The 16903-nt window shown below is 68.8% G+C and carries 14 protein-coding genes and 1 pseudogene; 9 read left to right on the top strand and 6 right to left on the bottom strand.

The genetic code is table 11. From position 1 onward, the window contains the following. The 3 genes from VFV67_RS28855 to VFV67_RS28845 all read left to right on the top strand — a co-directional run. Positions 1 to 517, top strand: a 517-nt coding sequence (locus VFV67_RS28855) for a DUF6326 family protein (protein WP_326473828.1), incomplete at its 5' end; no start/stop codon positions are given. 62 nt (positions 518 to 579) lie between these two features. After that, a complete protein-coding gene (locus VFV67_RS28850) occupies positions 580 to 1797 on the top strand; it encodes an LLM class flavin-dependent oxidoreductase (RefSeq protein WP_326473827.1) in 1218 nt (405 codons plus the stop codon). 144 nt (positions 1798 to 1941) lie between these two features. After that, on the top strand, positions 1942 to 2571 hold the full coding sequence (locus VFV67_RS28845) for a hypothetical protein (RefSeq protein WP_326473826.1): 630 nt from the start codon (positions 1942 to 1944) through the stop codon (positions 2569 to 2571). 101 nt (positions 2572 to 2672) lie between these two features. Here VFV67_RS28845 and VFV67_RS28840 read toward each other — a convergent pair whose 3' ends face one another. Continuing rightward, positions 2673 to 3257: a dihydrofolate reductase family protein gene (locus VFV67_RS28840; protein ID WP_326473825.1), complete on the bottom strand. Its 585-nt coding sequence runs from the start codon at positions 3255 to 3257 to the stop codon at positions 2673 to 2675. 19 nt (positions 3258 to 3276) lie between these two features. After that, a complete protein-coding gene (locus VFV67_RS28835; protein ID WP_326473824.1) occupies positions 3277 to 3798 on the bottom strand; it encodes a polyketide cyclase in 522 nt (173 codons plus the stop codon). A 266-nt stretch (positions 3799 to 4064) separates the two neighbouring features. On the opposite strand from VFV67_RS28835, the gene VFV67_RS28830 reads away from it, so the two are divergent. From VFV67_RS28830 to VFV67_RS28820, 4 genes and pseudogenes are all read left to right on the top strand, one after another. After that, on the top strand, positions 4065 to 4928 hold the full coding sequence (locus VFV67_RS28830; protein ID WP_326473823.1) for a hypothetical protein: 864 nt from the start codon (positions 4065 to 4067) through the stop codon (positions 4926 to 4928). Between the two features lie 502 nt (positions 4929 to 5430). Next, positions 5431 to 5739, top strand: a pseudogene (locus VFV67_RS36890) (DMT family transporter); the annotation flags it as partial. A 40-nt stretch (positions 5740 to 5779) separates the two neighbouring features. Further along, positions 5780 to 6595, top strand: coding sequence for an SAM-dependent methyltransferase (locus VFV67_RS28825; RefSeq protein WP_326473822.1), 816 nt, complete (start codon positions 5780 to 5782; stop codon positions 6593 to 6595). A 3-nt stretch (positions 6596 to 6598) separates the two neighbouring features. Next, a complete protein-coding gene (locus VFV67_RS28820) occupies positions 6599 to 8509 on the top strand; it encodes a discoidin domain-containing protein (RefSeq protein WP_326473821.1) in 1911 nt (636 codons plus the stop codon). On the opposite strand, the gene VFV67_RS28815 is transcribed toward VFV67_RS28820, so the two are convergent. Next, a complete protein-coding gene (locus tag VFV67_RS28815; RefSeq protein WP_326473820.1) occupies positions 8500 to 10947 on the bottom strand; it encodes a LuxR C-terminal-related transcriptional regulator in 2448 nt (815 codons plus the stop codon). The two genes, VFV67_RS28820 and VFV67_RS28815, sit on opposite strands and share 10 nt — an antisense overlap. 183 nt (positions 10948 to 11130) lie before the next feature. Here VFV67_RS28815 and VFV67_RS28810 point away from each other — a divergent pair, with 183 nt between their 5' ends. Together VFV67_RS28810 and VFV67_RS28805 are read left to right on the top strand one after the other, a co-directional pair. After that, the gene (locus VFV67_RS28810; protein WP_326473819.1) at positions 11131 to 11589 is read left to right on the top strand and encodes a hypothetical protein; all 459 of its coding nucleotides are present in this window, start codon (positions 11131 to 11133) and stop codon (positions 11587 to 11589) included. 96 nt (positions 11590 to 11685) lie between these two features. Next, the gene (locus tag VFV67_RS28805; protein WP_326473818.1) at positions 11686 to 12933 is read left to right on the top strand and encodes a M14 family zinc carboxypeptidase; all 1248 of its coding nucleotides are present in this window, start codon (positions 11686 to 11688) and stop codon (positions 12931 to 12933) included. On the opposite strand, the gene VFV67_RS28800 is transcribed toward VFV67_RS28805, so the two are convergent. The 3 genes from VFV67_RS28800 to VFV67_RS28790 form a co-directional block, all read right to left on the bottom strand. Further along, complete coding sequence (locus VFV67_RS28800) at positions 12930 to 13982, bottom strand: porin PorA family protein (protein WP_326473817.1); 1053 nt, start codon at positions 13980 to 13982, stop codon at positions 12930 to 12932. The two genes, VFV67_RS28805 and VFV67_RS28800, sit on opposite strands and share 4 nt — an antisense overlap. Before the next feature lie 72 nt (positions 13983 to 14054). Then, a complete protein-coding gene (locus VFV67_RS28795; RefSeq protein ID WP_326473816.1) occupies positions 14055 to 15407 on the bottom strand; it encodes a serine/threonine-protein kinase in 1353 nt (450 codons plus the stop codon). 200 nt (positions 15408 to 15607) lie between these two features. Next, positions 15608 to 16801 carry a hypothetical protein gene (locus VFV67_RS28790; protein ID WP_326473815.1) on the bottom strand — a complete coding sequence of 398 codons (1194 nt, stop codon included), beginning with the start codon at positions 16799 to 16801 and terminating at the stop codon, positions 15608 to 15610. Positions 16802 to 16903: the final 102 nt, after the last annotated feature.

Here is a 16903-nt window from a genome sequence, read left to right as displayed (position 1 = left end):
AACCGACGCGGCGAACCGGGCCCGCCAGCAGGCTGCACATGCGCGGGCCGGCCACGGTGCGGACGGCCGGCCCGATCCAACGGACAGGGGCAGGGAAATGACCACGGACACGAAGGCGCCCACCGCGATTGACGTCACGCTGAGAATGTCGACGCTCTGGGTTGTCGTGCTTTTCAACATGCTGTTCGCCGACATCCTGAACTTTGTCACGCCCGGCACGCTGCGGGAGATCATGACTGGGTATGCGGGTTCGCTTCGCAGCACGCCGGGAATCCTGCTGGCATTCGCCGTGCTGCTGGAGGTTCCCATCGCCATGATCTTCCTGTCCCGCGTGCTGAGCTATCGGGTTAACCGGTGGGCCAACATCATCGCGTGTGCGCTGACCACGGTCTTCACCGTGGCCGGGGGGACGGCCAACCTCCACTACGCGTTCCTCGCGACCGTGGAGGTCGTCTGCATGTCGTTGATCGCCTGGTATGCGTGGACGTGGCGCGGTCCGGTCGGGTTCGGGGCGTAACAGGGGGATCCTGCTGGGAGACTGCACCTGCGGTGACTGCGGCGCGACGGAGGGTGCTTCGGGTGAAGATCGACTTGTTCAACGAGATCCAGAATCCCCGGCCGTGGGCGCAGAACCAGGAGCAGCGGCGGTTCCAGCAGGCCATCGCGCAGGCGAAGTTGGCCGACGAGTTGGGGTACGGGTGCTGGTGGCAGGTTGAGCACCACGGAGCCGGCGAGTTCAGCCTGTCCTCGGCGCCGGAGTTGCTGCTCGCGGCGATCGCGCAGCACACCACTCGGATCCGGTTGGGGCATTCGGCGGTGCTCGCGCCGGGCCGGTTCAACCACCCGATCCGCATCGCCGAGCGTGCGGCCACGCTGGACCACCTCAGCGGCGGCCGGGTCGAACTGGGGCTGACCCGGTCGACCATTCCGGAGTGGCGGTTGTTCAACATCACCCCGGAGCAGGCCCGCGAGCAGACCCGGCAGGCCTTCGAGATGGTCCCGAAGATGTGGACCACGGATCGGTTCTCCTATCACAGCGATGCCTACCAGATCGACGAGATCTCGATCATTCCCAAGCCCCTGCAGCAACCACACCCGCCGCTGTGGCAGGCCGCGGCCAGCCCATCCTCGTTCGAGGAGGCCGGGCGGCGCGGGGTGGGCGTGCTGGGTACGACGATGTGGGAGTCGCTGGAGCGGGTCGACCGGATGATCAAGCTGTACCGGGCCGCCGCGCAGGCCTGCACCGAGCCGGTCGGCTCGTTTGTCAACAATCAGGTCGCCTACTTCACGTTCGTGCACTGTGCCGACAGCGACGAGGAGGCGATGCGCAATGGTGCCGCTGCGGCGGCCGCGTGGTACACGGTGACCGCGCTGACCTTCTTCGAGGCGGCCACCGAGTTCGCGGCGAACATGCGGCGGGTCGAGGAGATCCTCAGCGCCCCCGACGGCGGCGGCCGCACCGGCCAGTTCCTGCGCGACGAGGCCAGCAACCCGCCCACCGAGGCGCAGTTGCTGATCGGCCGGGTGCTGCAGGGCGAGAAGGTACCCGACGACGACATCTTCACCGTGCTCAGCGCGCAGGAGTCGCTGATCGTCGGCAGCCCGCAAACCTGCCGAAAGAAGCTGAAGACCTACGCCGACCTCGGCATCGACCGACTCATGTGCCTGCACCAGATCGGCAGCATCGCCGATGACAAGGTAACCAGAAGCATCCAACTCATCGGCGAACTGATCCCGGAATTCGACCACGAACGCCACAAGAAACCAACCACCACAACCCGCCCAGCAACGACCTGACCCCGCCGGCGAATCTCGCGGGGCTTGGGTACGGTCCCATGCGCCCGGGTAGATCGGCGACGCCTCGGAGTTCATCCGCCGGGTCTGGGTTGGCCGCGTGCGCCGAGTTGTGAGGGCACCCGATGCGTGTCACGCTCCGCATCCATGAGGATGCTGCTGGTAGTTGGCGTGCCGGGTCGGATCAGGACGGCCATGGTGGTGGCCACGGCTTGGCTCGCCCTGGTGGCCTGTTCGGACTCGTCGGACTCTGGATCGGCATCCGGCTCCGGCCCGACGTCGAGCACGACCTCGGGTGACGCCGCGACAGCCTGGATGGAGCGCGTGTGTCAGGCGGCCGGGGCCGACTTCATGAAGCTCACCGCCACCCCGGAGCTCGACCTGTCCGACCCGGAGCAGGCGGTGTCCGATTTGCTCGCCTACGTTGGCACCATGGCGACCGCCCTTGGGACCCTGTCCCAGGCGATGCGGGAGGCCGGTCCGCCGCCGACGGCCGATGGGCAGCAGATGCTCGACGAGACCACCGCCGCGCTGGATGCGGCGAAGAAGACGCTCGACGATGATCGAGCCGCGGCAGAGCAGGCTCTGGCCACGGATCCGGCCGCGCTGGAAGCGGCGATGAACAAGATCACCGATGACATGGATGCCATCGGGGACCCACTGGCCAAGCTCGACGCCAACAAGGAGCTCGACGACGCCTCGAAAAAGGCGCCCAGCTGCGTCAAGCTCGAACAGACATTCGACCCGTCGAGCACGGCGGCCACCCCGACCAGTTGACCCTCTGGACCGGTTGGATGCCTCTGGGCTGACGCCGCAATGCCGGTCACCTCGCCAATTGCGAGGTGACCGGCAAATCATCACGGCCTGCACGAGCGGGCTCAGTAATGCGGGGTGGGGCGGTAGATGAGTTCTTGGGTGTGGCCGTCGAGCGTGCGGCTCTCGATCAGTTCGAGGTCGAAGTCGGCGGCACCGTGGAAGATCGGGTCCGCTCCGGTCCGGCCGGTGATCACCGGGAAGATCGTCACCTGGATGCGATCGACCAGGCCGGCGGCCATCAGTGCCCGGTTCATCGACAGGCTGCCGTGTGAGCGCAACGGGACCGTGGACTCCTCCTTGAGCCGGGCGACGACGTCGACGGCGTCGCCGGGGACGAGGGTCGCGTCCGGCCAGTCCAGGGGTCCGACCAGGGTCGTCGACACCACCGTGGTCGGCATGTTCCGCATCCGGGTGTTGATCGGGTCGTGCAGCTTCGCGCCCTCGGTACCGGAGCCCAGCGCCTGCACGAATTCTCGGTACGTGTTGGCGCCGAGGACCAGGCGCTGGTCCTGGCTGTACTGGGCGAGGCGGCGGTCGAGAAACTCCGGGCCTTGCTTTCCCCAGTAGCCGCCCCAATCTCCGGTGCTGTCGTAGGAGGCGTAGCCGTCGAGGGTGGAGAAGACGTCGAAGGTGTAGGTCGCGGTCATGGGGTCTCCTCGAATGTGGTTATGCGGCGAGCTCGGCCAGGTGGTGCAGCGAGTTGGGCAGATGCTCGGGGCCGAAGGGCGGGAACTGGATGTACTCGCGGATGTGCTGCGGCACCGCCGACCAGTCGTAGCTGAGCGTGACCTGGGTCTCCGACGGGCCGAGCGGCACCAGGTCGTAGCGCCAGATCCAGCCGCCGAACTCCAGCTGGCCGTCGGCCTTCTCCTGCCCCGTCAGCCAGCCGATGGCGCGCGGTGCCTCGAGCACCTCGACCTTGTTGACCACCCGGTAGTCACCGTCCGGATGTTTGGCGTGGTGCATGTCCATCCGGAAAATCTGCCCCGCTTCGGTCAGCGGCGCCCGGTCGGCGGCTTCCTGAACCCAGCCGGTGCCGTCGATCGCCGCATGGGTGGTCGGGTCCGCCAGCTGCGCGAACACCCTGGTGACGGGCGCGGCGATGGTCAGGGTGGCGCTGACGGTCTCCTGGTCGGCCGCAGGCCGGTCGGTCCTTGGCTTCGCGGTAGCGGCGGTGGTGACGGACATCGTGAGCCTCCGGTGAGTGGCGACCGGCCCGTTACCGGCCTCTCACCCTGGCTACGAACACGCTCGGCGCCATTCGACATCACCGCGAAAAAATCAGCAGACGGGCGGGTGCCGCCGGCGTTGGGACGACGTGGCGGTCTCGGTTCCGTGTGGGCTGGTGGAGCTCGGGCCGCGCGTCGGTGTAGCTTCTCGCCACGTGCCTGCGCCGGCAGGGGCGGATGGGGGCGGTCGTGAAATCGGTTCTCGCTCGGTTCGGATGGGTTCTGTTGGCTGGCCTACTGGTGACCAGCGCGTGTTCGGACGGTGCGCCCGCGGCATCCGGGCCGTCCGCGGCACCCGGGCCGCCCGCGCAGGCGGCGACGCTCGATGAGGTCGAGGCCGCGGTGACCAAGACCTTGGCCACGACCGGCGAGCTGGTCGAACGGCAGGTGATGGGCATCGGCGCCGAGGGGACCTTCGAGTGGACCTCGACGGCCGATTTCGACGGTCCATCCGGCAACTATCGGGTGGTGACCGCGTTCTCCGCTGATCCGCCCGAGCTCGGACGCATGCTCACCGGCGGATCCGGTATGGCGCTTGAGGATCTGACGACCGAGGTGTCACGGGTCGGTGACAAGCTGTATCTGACCCTGCGCGCCTGGCCGGAGAACCTGCGCGGCCGGTGGCTGCCGATGACCCTGGACGACGCCGCGACGATGCTGGCGGGCCAGGGCGTGCAACTCGGTGACGACCCGCGCTCGCCGTCGCGGCTGCTCGCCCTGATCGACAGTGCGGATGCGACGGTGTCCCGGGCGGGATCGACGTTCCGGCTGACCGTGCCGGCACCGGAGGCCGTGGGAGTGTTGGGCACGGCGGCGATGCGCATGTTCGCCCGCCGCCAGATCGACGTCGAACAGCTCACCGGCGAGGTCTCGTTCGAGGCGGTGACCGATGCTCAGGGCCGAATCGAGAGCATGCGCCTGGACGCGACCGACCTCATGCGACAGATCATGGAGCTGGCCGGCGTCGAGGTGCCGCCGAACGGCCTGACCACCACGATCGAGCTGCGGCTGACCAACTTCGGCAAACCCGTATCGGTTACCGCGCCCCCGGCCGACAAACTGATCGACCCGGCGGAGATGAACCGCTGATCCTGGTGAAGCGCGAACCTTGAGGACCGCCGGGCAACCCTGGCACGGGTGGGGACGGGCGACCTTCCGTGGTACGTGCGACTGGGGGAATGGACATTAGGCCGTTCGGCCGTATCGACATGTTCTCGGTCAGGAGATATCTGTCCGTTCAGCGACAGTACTGAGGGTGTCTTCGCCGAGTTTGACAATCGGCGGAGCAAGGGCTTGTTGGTCCAGAACATGTACGCCGATCATCAAGCCGAAATCTGGGGTGGCTCGGTTCGGCCTGACTACTTGCCGACCACGGTGCACCGGTTCACCACTGTGCGTCAACCTGGGCGATCTCCTGGTACTCCTCGGCACCCTGAGCGCCGCGGTCCACGTGCTGGTGACGCGCGACCTGGCCAGAGACCTCGACACCCTGACCATGACCGCACATCAGTTCCTCGCCGGACTGTTGTTCATCCTGCCGTTCACCGCTTATCTGTGAGGCACGGGCGAGGAGCGCTTCGACCTTTCGGTCCCATGGCAGTCCTGGATCCTCGCCATTCTGATCGGCGTCGGCGGCTTCGCCGGAAGCTTCCTGCTCTACAACTACGCGCTCGCGTCGATCTCCGCGGGTCTGTCAGCAACCATCGTCAATCTCATACCGGTTTTCGGGCTGTGCACGGCGATCCTGATCCTCGGCGAGAACCTCACGGTCCATGCGGCGTTCGGTGCCGTCCTGGTCTTCGCCTCGATCGCGATCTTTCCCAGGGAGGAGGACGATCCGGTGCCGCCGCAACCAGCACCGGGTGGGTCGGGCCGGGCAGTGAACCGGGGTGCGGGTTGATCATGTGTGGCGGTCCCTGGCGGGTCGGTATGATCTGCGCATGTCAGCTGAGCGACCGTCGTGGGCACCACAGGATATTGATGTGGAGAAACCGAACGCGGCTCGAATTTATGACTACCTTCTTGGTGGCGCGTGCAACTTCGAGCCGGACCGCAGGTTTGCCGAGCAGTTCCTGAAGATTGTGCCCAACGTCGACCGGTCGTTTCGGGCCAACCGAGCTTTTCTTGGCCGGGCCGTCCGGTTCTGCGTCGACGCCGGAATCCGGCAGTTCCTCGACATCGGCTCGGGTATTCCGACGGTGGGAAACGTGCACGAGATCGCCCAGGGGTTGGCGCCCGAGTGCCGGGTCGTCTACGTGGACAACGAGCCGGTCGCGGTGGCGCACAGTGAGGCGATTCTTGAGGACAACCGGAACGCGGCCGTCCTGCACGCGGATCTGAGCGACCCGGACACGGTCCTGAACTCGGACTCGGTCGCGCGGTTGATCGACTTCGAGCAACCGATGGCGTTGCTGATGGTCGCGGTGCTGCACTTCGTCCCCGACTCCGCCGAGCCGCGTGCCTCGGTCGCCCGCTACCTGGGGCCCATGGCACCCGGCAGCTACTTCGTGGTCTCGCACGGCAGCACTGCCGGACTCGACGACGTGCCGGCCGGTGCCGAGCGGGCCTACGACAATACGACGACGCCGTTCATCAGCCGAAACCACGCCGAGGTCATGGATCTGATGGCGGGCACGGAACTGGTGGAACCCGGTCTGGTCTGGGTACCACAATGGCGACCCGAGGCACCCGGGGACGTCGGCGACGACCCCGCGCGCATCGGCATCATGGGAGCGGTCGGTCGCAAACCGAGGTGAGCGATGCGGGCAATTGTGCGTATTGCGGGCGTGCTGATCACGGTCGCGGCGCTGACGACGAGTACGGCGGCCGGTCCGGCCGCGGAGTCGCGGGTGACGGCGAGGATCTGGCTGACCACCGTCGACCGGTCGCAGCTGATGCGGGAGCAGGTTCCGGTGGCGTTTCACCGGGGTTCGTCGACGCTGCCGACCATCGTGGTGGATCCGGAGCAGACCTACCAGCGGATGGACGGTTTCGGCGCGTCGATCACGGACTCGTCCGCCGAGGTGCTGTACCGGCTGAGTCCGGCCGCCAGGGAGGACACCCTGCGCCGGCTGTTCGACCCGCGGCGCGGCATCGGCGTCAGCTTCCTGCGTCAGCCGGTCGGTTCGTCGGACTTCACCGCCGAGGCCAGCCATTACACCTATGACGACGTGCCCGCGGGCGAGACGGACTTCGCCTTGCGGCGCTTCAGCATCGCCCACGACGAGGCGCGAATCCTGCCGCTGCTGCGGCGGGCGCGGCAGCTCAACCCGCAGCTGAAGGTCATGGCCACCCCGTGGAGCCCGCCGGCCTGGATGAAGACCACCGGCACGCTGGTCGGCGGGCGGCTCAAGGACGACCCGGCCGTCTACGACGCCTATGCCCGTTACCTGGTCGCCTTCGTGCGGGCCTACGCCGCGGCGGGGGTGCCGGTGGACTACCTGTCGGTGCAGAACGAGCCGCAGAACCGGCTGCCGAGCGGCTACCCGGGCACCGACCTGCCCGTGCGCCAGCAGACCCGGGTGATCGAGGCGCTCGGCCCATTGCTGCGCGCGGCGAGCCCGGGCACGAAGATCCTGGCCTACGACCACAACTGGGCCACGCATCCCGGCGACATCGGCAGCACGCCGCCCGGGGAGAGCCCGGAGACCGACTATCCCTACCAGATTCTCGCCGGTCCGGCCGCCCGCTGGGTCGCCGGCACCGCCTACCACTGCTACTCCGGGGATCCCAGCGCCCAGACCGCGTTGCACGATGCCCACCCGGACAAGGGAATCTGGTTCACCGAATGCTCCGGTTCGCACGGCCCGGCCGACCCGCCCGAGCAGTTCTTCCGCGACACCCTGGTGTGGCACGCCCGCAACCTCGCCATCGGCACCACGCGCAACTGGGCGAAATCGGTGGTCAACTGGAACATCGCGCTGGACAGCACCGGTGGCCCGCACAACGGCGGCTGCGACACCTGTACCGCCCTGGTCACCCTGCAACCCGACGGCAGCGTCACCACCAACGCGGAGTACTACACCATCGGGCACCTGTCGAAGTTCGTGCGGTCCGGCGCCGTCCGGGTGGCCAGCACCTCGTTCGGCACCACGGGATGGAACGGCCAGATCATGGACGTCGCCTTCCGCAATCCGGACGGCTCCACGGTTCTGGTGGTGCACAACGAGAACGACGACCCGAGATCGTTCGCCGTCGCGGTCGGCGAGAATCTGCTCGAGTACACGCTGCCCGGCGGCGCCGTGGCCACCATGACCTGGCCGAAGGGGCTGCGCAGCCGACTCGACGCCGTGCCGCTGCGCGGTGCGACGGCAACCGCCCGACCGGCCGGAGAGAGCCCGAGACTGGCGGTCGACGGGGACGCCTCGACCCGCTGGACCAGCGCAGCGGCCCAGGAACCGGGCCAGTACCTGCAGGTCGATCTCGGTGCCCGTACGGCGTTTCGCCGGGTAGCCGTCGACAGCGGCGGCCAGCTCGGCGACTACGCCCGTGGCTGGGAACTGGCGGTCAGCGACGACGCCACCACCTGGCGCACGCTCGCCACGGGTGCCGGCACCGGCCAGTTGACCAACATCGACCTGCCCCGCACGAAGGCCCGTCACCTACGCATCACCTCGACCGCCGCCGCCGGAAACTGGTGGAGCATCGCCGATCTTCGGCTCTACGAGTGATTGGTCGCGTGGGTGATCCACATGGCGATCTGGGTGCGGGACGAGTAGCCGAGTTTGGTGAGGATGTTGGAGACGTGGCGGCCGACGGTGCCGGTGCTGATGACGAGTTCGGCGGCGATCTGGCGGTTGGTGAGGCCACGGGCGATGAGGGCGGCGATTTCCCGTTCGCGGGGTGAGATGGTGGTTGGGCCGCTGATCGTGTTGGCCGGCGGGGGATCGTGGGGTGGCGGGCCGGGGTGGTTCAGGGCGTAGGCGATCGCCGAGTCGAGCGGCATGGTGGCGCCTTCGGTCCACAGTTGGGTGGCGGTGGGGGCGCCGAGGGTGGCCCGGGCTTTGGTGAGGCGGGTTTGGCCCTTGGCGCTGCTCGTGTCGGTGGGGATGCCGGCGGCCGCGCGCAGTGCGGCGGCGGCGCCGGCCAGGCGGATGGCGCGGGCAGGGGAGTCGGACTTCGCTGCGAGGTCGGCGAAGGCGTCGAGCAGGCGGGCGAGGCCGAGGCGTTGGCCGGTGGCGAGGTTCAGGGCGAGGCTCTCGGTGAGGCGGCGGTCGGCCAGGGCCAGGTCGCCAAGGTCGAGGGATACCATGGCCATTCCGGCGAGGCATCGGGCCAACTGCGGCCGAGCGTCCATATCGGACAGAATCGCGTGGGCTTTCGTATAGGTGCGAAGGGCCCGGTCGTGGTCGCCCTGGGCGTGGGCGACGAGGCCGAGACCCATCAGGATGTTCGCGGCCATGCCGAGGTGGCCGATGCGTTGGAAGATCGCGAGGCTTTCCTCGTAACAGCGGGCGGCGTGGCGGAACTGACCGGTGCGCGACGCCACCGTGCCGAGCCAGCCGACCGCGGCGGCCTCGGTCCAGGAATCACCGGCAGCCTGGGAAAGGGTGCGGATCTCCTCGAGGGCGGTCCGCGCCCGCGCGGCCCGGCCGTGCCGGATGTCGATCCTGGCCAGCAGGCTACGCGCCTGGACGATGCCGGACTTGTCGCCATCCGCCTCGAAGGCGGCGCGGCTCTCCTCGGCGAGGCCGGCGGCCTGGTCGAGGGCGCCCTGTTCGAAGGCGAGGTCGCCGTGCGCGATGAGCGCCGCCGCGACCGCCCGACCGCCGCGATCCGCCCGGCACAGGAAGCGGTTGAGCCATGATCGGCCCTCGGCGATGTGGCCGCGGACGAACCAGAACCAGCGCAGCGCGACGCACAGCCGCAGCCCGGTGTCGATCTCGTCATGACCGAGGGCCCAGGCCAGGGCGGCCCGGTGGTTGTCCAGCTCCGATTCCACCCGACGGTAGGCGGCCTGCCGGTCCGCCCAGGTCACGGCCGGGTTCAGCCAGCCGGTGTCCTGGTGCCGCCCGGCCAGTTCCAGCATGTGCCGCAGGTGCCGGCGGGCCACGTCGATGTGCTCGCCGGCCTCGGTCAGACGCTCGACGGCGTACACCCGGATCGTTTCGAGCAGCCGGTACCGCGCGGTGGCGCCGACCGTCCCGTCCAGCACGACCAGTGATTTGGTCAACAGGCCGGACACCAGCTCGAGCACGTCGTCGCCGTCCCCGCACACGTCGGCGGCCATGTCCATGGTCCAGCCGCCGGCGAAGATCGCGAGCCGGCGCAGCAGCACGCGCTCGTCGTCGGTGAGCAGCTCGAAGCTCCAGTCCATGGTGGCGCGGAGCGTGCGTTGCCGGGCCGGCGCGGTGCGGCTGCCCTGGGTGAGCAGTGCGAACCGGTCATCGAGGCGCTCGGCGATCTGCTCGACGGTGAGCACGGCGACGCGCGCGGCGGCAAGCTCGAGGGCCAGCGGGAGACCGTCAAGGGCCCGGGTGATCGCCGCGACGGTGGCGGCGTTGTTGGGCGTCACCGCGAACCCGCGCCGCGCGGCGGCCGCGCGTTCGGTGAACAGCCGGACCGCGGGCCGGGCGGCCACCGTGCCGGCGTCGTCGACTCCGGGCGGCGGCGGCGTCAGCGGAGCAACCCGCCACACCACCTCGCCCACGATCGCGAGCGGTTCCCGGCTGGTGGCCAGGATCCGCAGGCGCGGACCGGTGCGGAGCAGGGTTTCGGCGAGCCGCGCGCATGCGGCCACCAGGTGCTCGCAGTTGTCCAGCACGATCAGCGACTCGCGGCAGCGCAGCGCATCGATGAGGGTGTCCCGCAGTGGGCGGGCGGGTTCCTCCACCACACCGATCGCGGCGGCGAGGACCTCGTCCAGCAGCGCCGGATCGTGCAGATCGGCGAGCGGTACCAGCCAGACCCCGTCGGCGAAGTCTCGGGGTTTCGCCAGTTCCGCCGCGACCCGCTGGGCCAACCGGGTCTTTCCGATCCCGCCGATCCCGCTCAGCGTGACCAGCCGGGAACCGCGCAGCACGTCGACAAGTTCGACCACGTCCCGCTCACGGCCGACCAGGCCGCACATGTCCGCCGGCAAGTTGTGCCGGACATCCGAAGCCGACATCACCCTCCCGGATCCCCACAGAACGAGAGCCGCGGCCGGCGGTACAGATACAGCATTCCCACCGGCGGCTACAGCGCGAGATACCGAATTCGCTACATGCCCCGGCCGGTCCGGCCTCCTTAGCTTGTTCTTCCGAAGCCCACCGGCGGTGCTGCCGGTGGCGGTCGAACGGAAGGAACCACCATGCGACTACGGCGAGCACTGTCGGCCGGCCTCGGCCTGCTCATGCTCAGCGGCACCACCGGCCTGGCCACCGCGGCTCCGGCACAAGCGGCCGCGACCTGCGTGTTGACCGTCAAGAACATCGACGGCTCGATCGGCGACGAGATCCAGGTCCTGGAACTTCAGGAGAACGGCGGCGACGAGATCTGGATGGAGCTCAACGACAAGAACTTCCCGCTCAGCGGCACCGTGCCGTTCACCTTCGTCGGGCAGGGCAGACCCGCGTCGGCCTTCGACAACCCGACCCGGACCTTCGCCGGCGCCATCCGGCTCCGGGTGATCGAGGACGACCCGGTGTTCAACGACGAGATCGGCGACGTGGTCCTGCCCTGCCAACCGTTGAGCGCCACCCTTCAGCTCATCAACGGGGGCACCGGCGTCTACAACATCGAGATCGAGATCAGGCAGATCTCGAGCTGATCGCGGTTTGTCCATTGTGGACGTACCCTCGACAGGGAACGGCGGACTCGCTAGCGTTGGATTGGCCTTCCACAGGTTGACACCACTGGAGTTGTCATGGGAAAGCCAGTTCGGCACGTGCTCGCCGGGTTCGTCGGGATTCCGCTGTTGATGGGCCTCGCGCCACCGGTCGCGGCGGCTGCGCCGGACGTCCCCGGGGACGTCCGGCCGTGCAGCGAGGAACCCCGTGACCTGCCGATCGACCAATTCACCGATCTGCGCGAGCTGCAACGCGAGCTGGACCGCATCGCGCGGACCAGCCGCGGGCGGGTGGACGTGGACCAGGTCGGCACGTCCAACCAGGGCCGGCCGATCTACCGCGCCGTGGTCGGCACCGGACCGAAGGTTTTCCTGGTCACCAGCGAGATTCACGGCAACGAGAAGACCGGCACCGACGCGCTGCTGCACATCCTGCGCTACCTGGGCACCTCGAACTCCCATGAGGCCAGGCGGTTGCGCGCCACGATCACCCTCGTCGCGGTGCCCAAGCTCAACGTCGACGGCGCCGAACTCGACCGGCGCGGTAACGACCAGAGCTGGGCCGACGTCCAGCGGCAGTTCCCCCAACTCGCCGGGCGCCCGCCGGCCTGGAACTACATCGACGGCCAGCAGCAGGGCGACGACTACCGCACCCGGCCCGGATTCGACGTGAACCGGGACTTCAACCCCGAACTGGACTACCTGCCGCGGCCGGAGGACGTGCCCGGCAGTCCCGACCGGCCCGGTTGGTTCCTCACCCCGGAAGGGCAGACCCTGCGCGATGTCTATCTCGACCTGACCGCCGAGCGCGGCCGGGTGCCCGAGGTCTACGTCGACCTGCATCATCAGGCCGCCTGCGTGCGCCAGGAGGGCACCAACCGGTTCCTCGACGTGGCCGTCGACTACCCCCCGCTGCCCGACGCGTTCTTCGAACCAGGGCAGAAGTACGCCAGGTACGCCGAGGTCTACACCAAGGACGAGTCCCGCCAGCTCGCCATCAGCGCGTTCAACGGCATGACCGAAGCCGGGTTCATCGGCGCCCGCTACCCGCACGCGCCGACCCGTGACCTGCCCGGCCAGGCCCGCTGCTCGTTCGCGCTCAACGGCACCGGCACCGTGCTGTTCGAGGTGCGCGGCCAGACCCAGACGCTGGGCCAGCAACGTCGCGTGCACTTCACCCGCGCGGTGATCGCCGGACTGATGCGCATGCTCAACGACGTCAGCACCGGGGCGGTCGACCGAATCGACCCCGAGGCGTTCGACACGCTGCCCGGCACCGCCGACGACAGTGCCGCGGCGGAGGAAGAACTGTTGCTCATCGACTAGCTGGGTTCCGGACCACCTGAGGGTAAATGGGGTGGTTGATTCGCGGCCGAGTCGGCCGGGGCGGTGGCCGTGGGCTTGCGGCGGAGGATCGCGAACACGATGAGCACCACGCCGATCGCGAGGAGGGCGACGGGCAGCCAGATGCTCAGCAGGGCCAGCTGGGTGCTGGCCGAGTCGGTCTGGTCGGCGTATTCCTGGATCGATGCGGGAGTCTGGTTGAGGGAGAGGTCCAGGACCGCCAGCAGTTCGAGGTTCTGGCCGGCGATGGCGGCCGCCGCGGTGATGGTCTGCTTGATCGTGCTGTCCAGCGGAGCGCCGAGTTCGGTGTCGGCCCAGAGATCGTAGGTCGATTTCACGGTGTAGGACAGCGGGATGACGTCGGGCAGCGCGGCGGCGAGTGGCTGGAACCTGGCCTGGATGTCGGGCGGCAGCAGCGGCAGGATCTGGCCGGCGAACGCCCTGGGGAGTGCCGGCGGCAGCGTCGCGGTGAGCTGGGGATCCTTGACCGGGCCGGTGATCTCGGTGGTGTAGTGGTGGGTTTCCCGGCCACCCCTGGTCTCGGTGCCGACGAAGTTCAGAGGACCGCTGGTCTGGCTGGTCGGGTCGTAGAAGGTGTAGGAGTTGTCGGCCTTGGGGTCGATGGGAAAGGCGATGGTCAGGCCGGTGTGCGGCTCGACCGTCTCGCCCTCGGGGGCGGGTGCCTCCATGCGGGTGTCGCGATTGAGCGCGTAGACGTGCTTCTGGTCGAGCTTGGTCTGCCCGGCGGTCAGGGTCGACTCGACGTGCACCACCGCGGTGTCGCCCTCGGTCTTGCTGACGAACACATGCTGGTCACTGGTGACATCGACGTCCCGGGCCAGAACGTTGACCAGGTCGCCGGACATCAGGGCGGACGTATTGAGCAGCGTGCCCTTGCCCGCGTAGTGCGCGGTGGTATCCAGATCCGACGGCAGGTCGGTGACACCAGGCACGACGACAAGGCGAACGACGGCGGCGGCCGCGACAAGCAGCACGCCGAGCAGGGCCAGAACCAACGACGAGCGACGCACGGGGATCTCCTCGCCTTTGAGTGATCAATCCCTGCACGCTACCGGTCCCGGCGCCATTTACCCACTGACCGGCTAGTCGCAGCTGACGGCACGCTCGGGTGTCGAGCTGTTGTCGAGCCGACGCACGAACGAGTCGCCACCCGTGGTCGCGCGCCTGGCGCAGGCGGTTTCCTTGTCCGGGAAGGGGCCGTAGTAGATGGAGTAGATGTCGGCCCCGTCGAGTTGGTGCCGCAGAGATCGGCATCCGGTCGAGGGGGCGTGGAAGTAGCGCGCACCGGGGTACTGGTCGAGGAATGTCTGGACGGTGCGCTGGTACTGCTGCGGGGTGATCGCGGAGCCCACGATGAGGACGTAGCTGCCGTCGCAGGCCGGCGTGCTGAGCGGAACGGAGACGGACAGGTCGGCGTTCGGTGCCGCGGTGCCGGGCGGGGTGCTGGTGCTGATCTGCTGCTTCCCGGATTCGCCGGCCCGGTTCGCCTGCGACCAGATCAGCACCGCCACCGCCGCGAGCACGGCCACGATCACGGCCATGCCGCCGATGAGCGCTCCCCGGCCTCCGGCCTTGGCCGGCGGCTCCGCCGCGGACGCGGGTCCCAGGTGCGGTATCGGTAACGTCGGCGGCCGGTTCGGCGCCGGTCGGGTCAGGGCTTGTCTGGCCGCCGACGCCAACGCTCCCGCACTCGGGAACCGATCCTCGGGGGACTTCGCCATGCCGGTGGCGATGATTCGGTCGAAGTCCGGCGGCAGGTCGGGCCGCAGCGCCGTCGGCATCGGCGGTGCCTGGTGGACGTGCGCGTGCACGAGAGCCAGCGCGTTCTCGGCATGGAACGGCGGAACTTCGGTGAGGCACTGGAAGAGCAGGCAGGCGAGGGCGTAGACGTCCACCCGGTGATCCACCGAACCGTCGGTGCGAAACCGCTCCGGCGCCATGTAGGCAACGGTGCCGATCGGCATGCCGGTCGTCGTGATGTCGGCGGTCGCGGCCAGCCAGCGAGCGATGCCGAAGTCGACCAGGTAGGCGAAGCCGCCGGAATCGAGCAGCACGTTCGACGGTTTGACGTCGCGGTGCACGAGGCCCTCGGCATGAGCCGCGTCGAGCGCGCTGGCGATCTGGCTGATCACGTCGACCGCCGTGCTCGGTGGCATCGGACCGCGGTCGGCCAGCATCGCGCGCAGATCCTTGCCCTCCACCAGGCGCATGTCCAGGTACAGCCGGCCGTCGATCTCGCCGTAGGCATGGATGGGAATGACATGGGGCTCGCGCAGGCGGGCAGCGGCCCGCGCCTCCCGGACGAACCGCCGCCGGAACTCCTCGTCGCCTGCGGCATGGTCGGCGAGCAGCTTGACCGCGACCACCCGGTCGTGCTGGGTGTCGTAGGCACGATGCACCGTGCCCATGCCGCCGCGGCCGATCACCTCTTCCATCCGGTAATGGCCGAACTGCCAACCCATACCCAAGGCCTCATCTCGCCGGCGGACCGATGTGTGGGTCGCGACGATCCTATAAGTCCGGCTCGGCCCTCCGACTACCCAGAATCACCCCACGTCTCATGACAACTTCCGTGCGCCGGAACGGGAAAGCGCCTGGTGCCGACGGGCACCAGGCGCTCGGACCCGATGTGGGGTCAGAACTTTCCGGTCACGGTCAGGATGGCCAGGCACATCTCGTCGCTGGTGCCGTCACCCCACACGACGTAGCGCGGTTGAAGCGGTTTGAGCTGCGGCAGCTTCGAGCGCAGCGACGCGTCGTGGGTGCAGGTGACCCGGATCGTGTCGCCCGCGTCGATCCGGACCGGCTCCGGCAGCACCTGTTCGGACTGGTCGTCGAAGTTGTACCCCGGCTGGTCCAGGAGCATCCGCGCGTTCGGCGTGCCCGGGTTGAGCTCGACCGAGATCGACCGGCCGAGCAGGTGCATGTGCGGCGCGAGCGAGTACAGCAGCACGGGTTGCGGGACCTTGTGGTCGCAGTGCTGGGTGTCCCCGGGTACCGGCGGCCGGCCCTGGTTGCACAGCTTGTTGAGCCCGTCGACCTCCTCGCGGGCGTCGGCTCCGGTGCGCTTGACCAGGTCGGCGATCGCCGCCTCGCGGTCACACAGCGGGCCGGACTCCTGCGGGGTGCAGGGCAGTTCGATCGGGCCCGGCAGCAGGCTGCCCACCAGCGGGGTCACCTCCGCCGTACCCGGCAGCATCCGCAGCCGGATCGAGGACTGGTCGGTCGGACCCGGCTTTCCCTTGGTGGACAACAGGTTGTAATGCACCTGCAGCACGATCCGGCTGCCCGCTTCCAACCGGTAGCCGGTGCGCTCGCCGATCAGCGTCTCCGCGTGGCCCGGCGCCCAGGCGCCGATGTAGCTCGACGGGTCGTCGCCGCCGGCGTTCGCCCCGTCGTCGAGACCGCTGCCGCCGAAGCACTGCCAGCCGTCGCCCTCGGTCCGCGCGTCGACGTCGTTGGCCGCGGCGACCGCGGAAGCCGGGATGCTGTAGAAGATGCCGTGGTGCACGAGTTCGGCGTTCTGCGGCAGGAACTGGCTGCCGGTCAGGTATGCGGGCTCGGTGAGCCGCGGGTCGATCAGGAAGCACCGGTACTCGTCGGTGCCCCCCTCCGGCGGCACCGGCCGGTACGGCTGACCAAGGCCCACCTCCTGGAACCGCTCCCCGGCCCGCAGCGGCGCCGCCGCGGGCGGTGGACCACCGTGGCCGTGGCTGCTGCTCTCGCTCGCACCCCCGGACGGCGGCGCCGCCGGTGGCGTGGCCCCGCACGCCGCGACGCCGGCCAACACCCCTGCGGCAACGACGAATGTCCTGAATCCCGTCCCCATGTGCACGTCCCCTCGACACGTCACGGAAGCCATTCAGCCGTATGGTCGCATCAATCCGACCATTCAGAATCAGAGTCAACCCTGAGAAGGCCCTGATTCACC

Origin of the sequence: Actinophytocola sp., from assembly GCF_035762905.1 — a bacterium.
Lineage (GTDB): Bacteria > Actinomycetota > Actinomycetes > Mycobacteriales > Pseudonocardiaceae > DASYTH01.
The sequence above is the reverse complement of the archived record's forward strand: the minus strand, read 5'-3'. Positions and strand labels throughout refer to the sequence as shown.